Here is a 10,224-nt window from a genome sequence, read left to right as displayed (position 1 = left end):
TATCAATCCGGGGCGCGGGTGGACCAACGCGAACGCCTCAAGATGACACCCCAGTGATCCGCGCCCCGCTCGGCGGGCATCAGGTGGCAGCGTAATCGAACTGCTCGGGTTTGGAGGTGTTCCAGCCGGCGAGGAAGTTCTCGTCCATGCGGTTCTGCTGGCCCAACAGCGTTGGTGTCTGCGACCTGCCGAGCTGGTTCTGTACCTCGTCGCGAAGTTTGTCGATCAGATCGAGATAGCTGATGTCGGCGCCCGACGCCGCGACGACGTTGACCAATGCCTGGGTGAGCGCGCTGTGGGTATCGGCCTCCCACGCCGACTCGTCGTATCGGCATGCCGCCACCACGCACGATTTCGACCCGGCGACGAGAGCCTTGTTGTCGTCGACACTGCAAACCACGCCATTGCCTTGGCCGACGACGTGGGAAACGTTGCCGTCGAATGCGGTGCTCCCCGGGTCGATGAGGACGCCGCAGGGCACGATCGTGGACATCGTGCTGACGCAGGACCGCACGACATCGGCGGAGTAGGTCGCCGACTTCACCGGCTCGTCGGGCGTGCCCTCATGGATGCCGCCGGAATTGCAGCTGTCGAGGATCACGGTGAAGTTGACGAAGGATGGCTGCAGCGAGTCGGCCAACGCATGCAGATCGAGGTCGGTGATCGGGGCACCGCTCGCGGGAATGAAACATTCGTAGTAGCGCTGCGGGTTTGAGTCATCGGCCGGTAGCCGGCCCCCATGGCCGGAGAAGAAAAACGTCGCCACATCCCCAGCGTCACTCTGCGCGAGCAGGTTCCTGATCGCGGCGTAGATGGCGTCACGCGTGGCGGCGCCGTCCGTCAATGACGCGATGACCGTGGCATTGAAACTCTGGCTCAAGAGCGTGTTCATCGCGTCGGCGTCGTCGAGCGAGCGGTTGAGATTGCTCACCGACCAGCCGGGCGGCAGGCTCGTCTGGGCGGTGTAGTCATTGACTCCGACGATGACTGCTCGGTGTGTCATGGTGTGCTCCTGGGGATTTCAGTAGCTTACAGCCGTACTACTTGAGAACGGCGTTTCGGAGATCGTCGAGTGTGGGCCGTGCGGCGCCCTTGACGAACACGCTGATGTCGATCTTGTTGAAGCCCGCAACGGTGTGCGGATAGCCGGCAAGGTAGGACGTGTTGTCGCCGCAGTACTGCCATAGGACGATCTCGTCGAGCTGGAAGGCCTCGAGGCCGTGGCGGACCATCTGTGGGGTGTAGCTGGGGTTCCAGGCCACATCGCAGCCCATCTTGTCGGTGATGCCGAGGTCGCGCATCGCGCCGCGTCCGTAAAGCATGACGCGACTTCCGAGTTCGGACTTGAGCTGCTGTGCGCAGGCACTGACGCAGTCGATTACCTGCTGCGCGCTGGCACGGTGGTTGGTGTTCGCCGCGCCGCCCAATTCGACGTCGATGATCGGCATGATGTCACCGTGGTCCCACCCACCGGCGGCGTCGACCGCCTGCAGGTACGCCGCGGCTTGATCGGCACCGGCCGTATCGAATTTGAGGAACAGGTAGGCGCCACGGAACCAGCTACTGCCGTAACGTGATCCGCCGGCATCTTTGACCGCCGGCCAGTTCTGCGCAAACCATCCGCCGTCGTTGAAGGTATTGCCTTCCCACGCCTTGATGATGGCGCCGTAGAACTGCGGTTGGGCAACCAGCGCGCTCCAGGGCGGGTTCATTCCGCTGTCGCCGGAATACTGGTCGACGATCAGGTAGGGCGGCCCTGGGTCAGCCGACGGCGCGTCCGCTCCTGTCGAGGAGTCCCTCGCGGTGGTGTCGGCGCCGGTGTCGGGGCCTGTCGTACCGGACTTCTGTGGCTCGGGTTCCGGCGCTTCGAGGGGGTCGATTCCCGAGTCGCTGGGTGCGTCGGCGTCCGGAGCTGTATCGCTGGGGGAGTCGCCGATGACGTCACCACCGGTGTCTGTGCTGCTATCGGTGTCCCCCGAAGTATCGGTGCTGTCGTCGATGTTGGTGTCGGCGCTGTTGTCGTCGTTCTGGTCGACGACCCAAGGTGCGGTCATATCAATGCCTCGATCGCTGAGTCGGGCGCGAAAGTTGTTCTGCTGCTGGATTTATGGCGAGGTATTCGGTTTCGGGGAGGTCCGTCCGGACCGGTGATCCGGTACCCGGCACTGCGGGATACCGGATCTCCTACCGGTGGACGATGCACCCGCGGCCTAACCGTCTGGGTGCATCCACCCATTCGGTCGGCCTAGCTGTCGGCGCCGGCGAGCTCCGGCTCCGGTGTTGCAGACGAGCCGGAGTCATCCGAGCTGTCCGAGCTGTCCGACGTGTCCGAGCTGTCCGACGTGTCGGAGGTATCGGAGGTATCGGAGGTGTCGGAATTGTCTGTGGTGTCGGTCGTTTCGGAACCGTCCGTGTTGTCCGTGCTATCCGGCGAGCTGGAGCTGTCGGAATTGCCCGACGTGTCCGAGCTGTCCGAGCTGTCCGAGGTATCGGAGCTGTCGGAACTGTCTGAGGCGTCCGAGGCGTCGGAACTGTCCGTAGCACTGGATGTTTCGGAGCCGTCCGAGGCTGCTACGGTGTTCGAGTCGCCCGACGTGTGGGAGGGGGTCGAGGCGTCTGAAGAGCTGGTCAGGCCGAAGAGGTCCCGCAGTTGAGGTGTCAGGTTGGAGTCCGTCGGGTGGTGAATCGTGCCCACGGTGAAGCCCTCCACCTGTTTGATGGCGCCCATCATTTTCTGGAGTTCGTCATCGCTCAACGATTTGACGAGCCGGGTGGTGTCGAGGCCGGTCAGCTGGTGAATGCGGGCGGCGTACGCGACGGGATCGTTGCGGGGGTCGCTGGCCGGAGCGTACTTCTTCATTGCGTCGGTGATGCTAAGGCTGCCATAGAGATTGGACCGCAGCACGTCGTGCAGCGCCGTCCATCCTGAGTTGTAGTCGGGAAAGATCGCAAGTCCACGCTTGTCGATGCCAATCGCGTTCTTGTAGGGCAGTTTCCCCGGCAGCAGATTTCCCGGATTGTTGTTTCGCCACGCGAGCGTACCTCCCTCGAGGATGCAGTCGGCGTAGGCGACGAAAGGATCCTGCGAGGTTCCTGGAGACAATTTGGACATTGCGCTTTTCCGTTCTTTGAGGTTGTTGAAGGTTTTATCGTCGGGAGAGCAATCCCGGGGTCGATGCGATTAGGTCTACGCCGGCTCTTGTTGGGGAACATGCGTAGCGGACTACTCGAATCGCGCGGATTGAGAAAGTACCGGTCGCCCCATCTCCAAAGCGTCATCGACGATCAGTACCGCGGACCGATCGAAAGTCATCATCCTGAAACAGATTTCTGTGTTGCGGCCCGGTGAGGGGGCCACCTCAGTCCTCGCGGTGGCGCTTGTAGTCCCAGCGCTCCAGCCATGTGGAGAGGTGGTAGGTGCCGATGCTGACCATGACCAGGAAAACGCCCTCACCGGCGACCGTTAGGCCGTTCACAGTCGTTCCATTGCGCGAGCCATTGCGGCGCGCTCGAGGTAGGCGGGGCGCCGTGGTGGATAGGATCGGCGCGGGGCGTCTGAGCGCTGCGACAACCGATGCCTGAGCGAGATGATCCAGCGATGCCGGCGCGCAGTGGCCTGCGACGCGACATCGGAAATCCCGAAGGCGGACATCGCCTCGGGCGCGCTGGTGAGAACGGGCGCCGGGGAAGCGGGGTTGGTGTTTGATGCTCCCCCGGCGGCCGGCGTCGCCGTCACCTTATCCCCCACAACAGGTGGATACGACGGCACTGGGCAAGCGGATGCGCGGTCGGCCCATACGGGCGCCGCGAGGGTAGGCGCGTCACGGTGTGGCGCCACTGTTGCTGGATTGAATAGCATTTCGTCTCCCTGGGCTGGATTCGTACCCGTGGATTTGGTGTATGAGGAAACTTAGGTAGCCACCGGTGTTGTGGACACGCGTAGCCGACTACCCGATGTGCAAATGGGGGTCGTGCGGTGCCGATCAGACATCCGGGAGCGGCGGCCGGTGTTCGCAGGGCGCCCCTCGTTTCGGCCGGCGGCCGGTGTTATGCGCGAAACACTAGGCGCGCGAACGTAATTCACGGGCAGCCGCCGCTATTGAATCCCGGACACCGGGGACTCGCCGCGCGGTCGGGCTAGCTGCGCGAGCGGGACCGCGCCCCTCGAGGCCCGGCTACTACTCGACGACGCCTCGGCGCCGACCAGCGAGCTGGAGTAGTGTCGCCGCAACCAACCCGGTCAGCCGGTTTTATTGCACGCGACGATGGCCGCCAGCTCGTCGCGGTCGGAGACGTCGAGTTTGATGCAGGCCCGGTAGATGTGCCCTTCGACGGTACGCACGGACACAGTCAGCTTGTCGGCGATCTCGCGGTTGGACAGGCCTTCGGCGATCAGGGCGGCGATCTCACGTTCGCGGGAGCTGATCGGAAGGGGCCGGGCCGCGGCCCGGATCGCCGGCGTGGTGGCGCCGCCGCACACCCCGGCGAGTCGCAGTGCCCGCGCAGCTATTTCGGTGGTGTGTCGGTTATGGCCGGCGCGGTCATAGAGCACGACGGCTTGGGCGGCGGCGTCCGCCGCCGAGAGCAGCAGACCTGCGTTCTCGAAGTCGATGCTCACCGTGTCCAGGGCGCGCGGATCGGATCCGGCCAGCGCCGCCGCGTGGCGGGCATAGAGCGGGGCCGGAGTGCCGTCGACCTGTTTGGCCAGCGCTCCCAGGCGAGCCGCGACTGTGCGGTCCCCGAAGCGGGCCGCGTGGTGCAGGGCCTCGGCTTCGATCGCGTATTGGCCTGCGCGATGGGCGGTGTCGGCGGCGGCACGCGCCAGGTCGACTCCGGTGCGTTCACCGCCGCGGGCGGCAGCGAGCCACGACTTGGCGATGATGGCCATCGGCTCGTGCAAGGCGAGGTGCGGGCCGGCGTGTTCGTTGGCGTCGGCGAGCACCCGCTCGGCTTCGGCCGTTCGGCCCAGCGCGGCATACGCCCGGGCCAGCAGCAGCCGGCACGGCAACCGCCACGGCAAGGAATTCTCGGCGTTGAGCGCGGCGAGCGACTGCTCGAATGAGGCGATGGCCGAAGGAAAGTCTCCTCGGTAGACGGCGACGACGCCGGCCATGATTTTTGCGATCGCCCAGCCGACGAACTGTCCCTGAGAGGAAAACCTGCTGTAGTCGGCCACCCGCTGATCGGCGAGATCCAGTCGGCCGGTGTGCGCCAGTGCCAGGATGTCGCCGTACCGGATCATCCAACGGATCATCCCGTCGGTGGGCTTCTGTTCCGCGCGACACCGTGCGGCGATCGGCTCGAAGTTGGCGCCGCGCCCGGCGACGGGCATGGCGAGGCCAGCGGCGAACGCGGCGAAGTCGACGGCCTGCTCGGGGGCAGTGGGATCGGCCAGGACGGCCTCCGCGGCCGCGATGCCCTCCTCAATCTTGTTCTGGTGCACCGCCATTGCCGCCCCAGTGGCTTCCACGACAAGGCGCAGGGCGGGGTGGGTGACCCGCTGTCGCATCACGGCCAGGATGTCCTGGGCGTGTGCCACTTCGCCCATCGACCAAAACAGTGTGGACACCCGCGGGATACCCCACCGAACCAGCTGCAGCTCGTCGAGGCCGTCGGGTTCGAACTGCGCCAGGATCGCGTCGGCTTCGGCCGGCCGCCCCTGCCACAGCACCGCGCGGGAGAGCAATTCGGCGGCGCGAAGCCCGTCGCCGTGCTCAACTGCACTGCGCGCCAAGCGTTCCCCGAGCGGCAGGTTGGCCAAAAAGACAGCGTCCCGTGCGGCGGCGACCAGCAGGCCGTTATCGGCGACCTGGTCGCTGTCGACGGACAGTTGCGCCAGGCGGATCCGGTCGGCCGCAGAGGTGATCTCGCGGCCGGACAGCACCGACACGAGGCGCCCGCGCAGCCGTCGCGCAGACGCGGTACCCGTGCGCTTGCGCACCACATCCCCGTACAGCGGATGGCTGATGCGCGCGTTGAGGACGGGACCGTCGCGCACAATGCGGACGAGCCCCTGCAGCTCGGCGGCGTCCACGGCGTCTTCACCGGCCAACTCGACGAGCGCGTCGAGGTCCAGCGGCTCGCACAACGCGAGATATTTCAGCGCGCCCAGCGCATCGGCACCGGCACGATCAAGTCGGTTCTCCAGCAGTTCGGCCAGGCCGGACGAGACGGCGGTGGGCCCGCGCAGCTGCCAGACACCGTCGACCTCGGTCAGGGTGCGCGCTTCGACCGCCCCTTCGACCATGTGCCGCAAGAACAGTGGATTGCCCCCGGAGGCCGTCCACATGACATCGGCGGACAGGCCTTCCAACGTGCCGCCCAGCACCGATTCGACCAACGCGATGCTCTGGTCCTTCGACAGCGGCTCTAGGTCGAACCGCTGCAGGTAGCCGTCTTTCCAGAGTGAGGTGACCGCATCGGGTACGGCTTCGCCGCTCCGGACCGTGGCCACGATGCGCCCGGCGCGTTCGGCGGCGATGTGGTGCAGCAGTGTGGCCGAGAGCTGATCGAGCAAATGCGCGTCGTCGACGCCGACCACCGGCTCGGCGCCGGCCAACAGATTTTCGCGCGCCGCGGCCAGCAACGCGATCGGGTCGCGCGCGCCCGAGGAACCCACCCACTGCAGGAACGCGCCCAGCGGGATGGTTTGGGACGACTCGGTGCACGCCGCCCAGTGCACTGCGGACGGCAATGTGGCGGCCACGGTGCGGGCGAGCGTCGTCTTACCGACGCCGGCGGGACCGATGAGCACGACCCCACGCTGTCCGTCGCCGGTGAGCGCGCAGCGGATCGTCGCCTGCTCCCGCGGGCGTTCGAGCAACTGCCACTGGCTGCTCATGAACGCAAAGTCTAAGGCCGCATCCGCACCGTCGCCCAGGGAGCTGGCCGCGGACCGCAAATTGACGCTGCGCCCGCTGCTCACCGCCTCCGCCGCGTGGGCCCGGGTGGAGGCGGGAAGCTGGCCGGCGCCGCTATCGGGGCAGGTCGGCGACAGTTGGCTCAAGGAGGGGGACCTCGTTCTTCTCATGGCGGAAGGTGCTGGATGCTTCGTAGACCTTGAGTTTGAGGCGGTTGATGGGGCCCAGCGGTCGATGCGCGGCCAGGCCGCGCCACGAGTTGTAGGACAGCACGTCGTCGCCGAACCGTCGCCGGTCGGGGGAGTCCGGGTTCTGTTGCGGGTAGCTGAGTTTGGCGACCCCGATGTGTGGGCTGAGTTCTTCGGGCCACGGTACGGTGGCGTCCTCGATGGGCATCCTGGTCAGGTCGGTGCACAGTTGGGCCCGCAGCTCAAATTCGGCGCTGTTCGTGGCGAAGAAGTCGAACACCTGATTGCGGTAGGCGTCGTAGCCCGCATCCGCCGGCAGGGGCTGGCCTGCCAGCGTCGTCACCGATTCCGACAGCGGCACGATCTCGAATTTGGCGACATGATCACCCCATCGGATGGGAGCCGACGAATAAAAGTTCTGCCCGAGGATGTGGGTGTTGGGTTCGATGAAGATCTCCACGGCGTTGGGCAGCGACACCCCCACCTGGGCCAGCACCGATTTGGCGCCCGTTAGCAGCGCACCCACAGCCGACAGCGCGGGATCGGACAGTCGAGCCAACACCCACGCCAGCGGCATGCCGACGCGCAGGTATGCCCGTACATCGGCGAAGGGGAATTCCCGGTGGGTCACCAGCAGAAAGTCCTGTGTGGCGGCGTCATCGTCGGCCAGGATGCGCTCGCCGGGTTCGTCAAGGAGCACCTTGACCGCGAGGCCGTGCACCCCGCGGATCTGGTCACTTCGGATCACCCCGGAGGTGGTGGACAGCCGGGTGATCACCGGGTAGTTGCGTGGCTCGGCGAATAGGCCCTGGGCCAACTCGGGAGGCAGGTCCGGGTAGACCGTGAGCTCACCGCGCAGCACGGCCAGCGTCTTGGCGTGGGCGTCGCGTAGGCCGTGATGAAACTTCTTGTACGCCCACTCGTTGTTGCCGTGCAAGGACTTGACGATTGCGTCGATCTCACGATCCTCCTCGGCGCCCGGCCGTTCGAGGGCGTCGCTGTAGGGGACGTAGGTGGGCTGCGCGCCGGGCGGCGGCGGATAGCGGCGCCCGGTGGTGGGTGGCGGGGAGATCCGCGTCGACGGCCGCGCTTGCGTGGTTGGCCAGGGGGCGAACGGATTGTCGACCGAGCGCAGGGTGGGCTCCAGGGCGGGGAAGTGCCGGATCAGTATGGTGCGCAACGAGTTGGTCCGTACCCACGCCATGCCGGCCTCGGTGTACGTCGCCGGGGTGTAATCGGTGGTGAAAAAGCGGTCGCTGCGTAGCCGGCGCGAGGCCATCAGGATGAAAATCCGGAAGGCTGTGTCGCTGAACCCGAAACCGGCCGGCTTGGGTTCGGCGTACAGGCCGATCATGAGGTCAACGCGTTCGACGTCGCCGTAGATCTCGCGAAGCTCCTCGGCCCACTCCGGGTTGTCGGTGAGCTCCTCGAAGCTGGCGGCAGGCTTGAGTCGCAGCATTCGTCGAAAGGCGTTGTAGCGCGGCACCCCACGCTCGCGGATCCGCAGGATGTCCGCGGCGGCCAGGTCGATCGGAATGTCATTGACCCGGTGGAAGTCCTGCAGATGGATCGGGAAGTTGTGCAACGTGATGTCGCCCGGGTGAGCCACCCCCATCGAGTAGAAGAGGTCGTCGGCCGGCCACTGCGCCAGGCGCTCTCGAACGTTGGGCACCGACAAGTCGGGCAGTTGGTAGCGCGCCAGCTCGTCGTCGTCCCGCAGCGAGCGCACCGTGTAGTCGTCGGGGATCAGCGGATGCATGCGGTAGACGGCGACGAATTCCTCGGTCAGCGAGTACGGCACGCCGTCGTGGTTGGTGGGCGATCCGGGGATGCCCTGTAGCACCTCGTTAGGGGTGATGCGACCGAAGCGCTCCTCGAAGTGCTGCCCGAGCACCCCGAACCAGTTGGCCCGCATGGCCGACTCGGTGGTGGGGTGGGCGATGATCGCCGGGGTCCACTCCAGCGTGTGGATCTTGGCCATCAGTGCCGCGTTGATGAGGCGCGCTTTGTCGTACAGCTGCTGGTCACTCATCTCGGGATAGTGCTGGTGCAGCTCGCGACAGATGGTGTTGTGCTCGCGCAGGAACAGCGAGTGCAGCAGCGCCAATCCGACCCAGAAGTTGGCCCGGACCGCCCCGTGCGGATCGAGGTAGGTCTCAAGCTCTTCCGGATGCAGGCCGAGGTCGTCGATCCTGACCTGCCCCAGCTCGCCGGTGCGCAGACCCTCCGCGAATCCCTTTGTGTTGCCGTAGATTTGGGACCCATCCCACCAGTGGGTGTCCTGCGTGACGAACGTGGGCGGCCCCGACGCGTCAGGGCTGGGGTCCGGTGGTGTCCGGTTGATCGTCATCGTTGGCTCGGGCCACGGGTCGGCACCCTCGATCGGGATCTTCCAGGGATCGGCATTGACGGTGCCGTGGCTGAACCAATCGTGGACCTCGAACTGGATCCATGCGGCCGCCAACAAGTTCAGCGTGGTGGCGGGTTTGAACGTGTCGCGGGTCAGCAGTCGCCGGCTGATCACGCGCGGATTGGGCTCCATGATGCGGTCGGGTCCCTCGGGATAGGTCAATTCGGTGGGGACGTTTCGACCGAACCGGCTGCCCAACGATCCCATCAGCGGGTATTGCAGGTCGTTGTTGGTCCCATCCGGCGTGCGGGCGTCGCGGCAGGAAGTGATGTCGACGCCGGGTGGGGGCCGGTCGTCGGGTCCGCGGCCGGTGTCGAAGAGATTGTGGGCACGCAGCTGCTCACGCAATCCGATGAGGACCGCGAGCCCTAACGGTTTGGGAAGCCGGGACCATCCGATCCACCGGTCGGTCAGCTCTGCCACTCGCGCCAGTTGATCGACGAGCATCATCGTTGCCTCCACTTGACGGATCCGGCTGACGCAGCGTTCCTGATGGCCGCGCAGCAGCGATGAAGCGTCGCGCGCCGCCATTTCCTAGGGAACGCGCCGGTGTCGTCGCGTGCTGCGCGCACGGCGCCCCCGCTCGTGGTCTGCCGTTGGTAGCTGCAGTGGACACTAACAGTTCGTCGGGCATGCGGCCGGTGGTTCCGTAGGGCGGCGGCGAAGTTCGCTGACCCCATGAGCCTCCCTTCGGATCCATCCACGGAGCACGACGACCCGAACGCTAACGACGGATTGGCGGGCGTGCACGGGTAGTCGACTACTC

Annotated in this window: 5 protein-coding genes and 1 pseudogene; all 6 read right to left on the bottom strand. The window is 66.0% G+C overall.

Annotated features, from left to right (window positions below; genetic code table 11):
* Positions 1–79 precede the first annotated feature (79 nt).
* A complete protein-coding gene (locus A5659_RS12855; protein WP_067141778.1) occupies positions 80–1,003 on the bottom strand; it encodes a caspase family protein in 924 nt (307 codons plus the stop codon).
* Between the two features lie 37 nt (positions 1,004–1,040).
* Positions 1,041–2,054, bottom strand: a complete 1,014-nt coding sequence (locus A5659_RS12850; RefSeq protein WP_067181552.1) for a GH25 family lysozyme — start codon at positions 2,052–2,054, stop codon at positions 1,041–1,043.
* A 191-nt stretch (positions 2,055–2,245) separates the two neighbouring features.
* Positions 2,246–3,112 carry a hypothetical protein gene (locus tag A5659_RS12845; RefSeq protein WP_067181549.1) on the bottom strand — a complete coding sequence of 289 codons (867 nt, stop codon included), beginning with the start codon at positions 3,110–3,112 and terminating at the stop codon, positions 2,246–2,248.
* Positions 3,113–4,240: 1,128 nt separating this feature from the next.
* Positions 4,241–6,841: a LuxR family transcriptional regulator gene (locus tag A5659_RS12840; protein WP_067181555.1), complete on the bottom strand. Its 2,601-nt coding sequence runs from the start codon at positions 6,839–6,841 to the stop codon at positions 4,241–4,243.
* Positions 6,842–6,974: 133 nt separating this feature from the next.
* Positions 6,975–8,120: a catalase family protein gene (locus A5659_RS28170; RefSeq protein WP_197497994.1), complete on the bottom strand. Its 1,146-nt coding sequence runs from the start codon at positions 8,118–8,120 to the stop codon at positions 6,975–6,977.
* Positions 8,121–9,908, bottom strand: a pseudogene (locus A5659_RS28165) (peroxidase family protein); the annotation flags it as partial. It abuts the gene before it with no gap.
* Positions 9,909–10,224: the final 316 nt, after the last annotated feature.

The organism is Mycobacterium sp. 1165196.3, assembly GCF_001673415.1.
In the GTDB taxonomy this organism is placed as follows: domain Bacteria; phylum Actinomycetota; class Actinomycetes; order Mycobacteriales; family Mycobacteriaceae; genus Mycobacterium; species Mycobacterium europaeum_A.
The sequence above is the reverse complement of the archived record's forward strand: the minus strand, read 5'-3'. Positions and strand labels throughout refer to the sequence as shown.

Coding starts and splice junctions, on each gene's coding strand:
- A5659_RS12855 (WP_067141778.1), bottom strand. CDS start 1,003: ATGACACACCGAGCAGTCATCGTCGGAGTCAATGACTACACCGCCCAG.
- A5659_RS12850 (WP_067181552.1), bottom strand. CDS start 2,054: ATGACCGCACCTTGGGTCGTCGACCAGAACGACGACAACAGCGCCGAC.
- A5659_RS12845 (WP_067181549.1), bottom strand. CDS start 3,112: ATGTCCAAATTGTCTCCAGGAACCTCGCAGGATCCTTTCGTCGCCTAC.
- A5659_RS12840 (WP_067181555.1), bottom strand. CDS start 6,841: ATGAGCAGCCAGTGGCAGTTGCTCGAACGCCCGCGGGAGCAGGCGACG.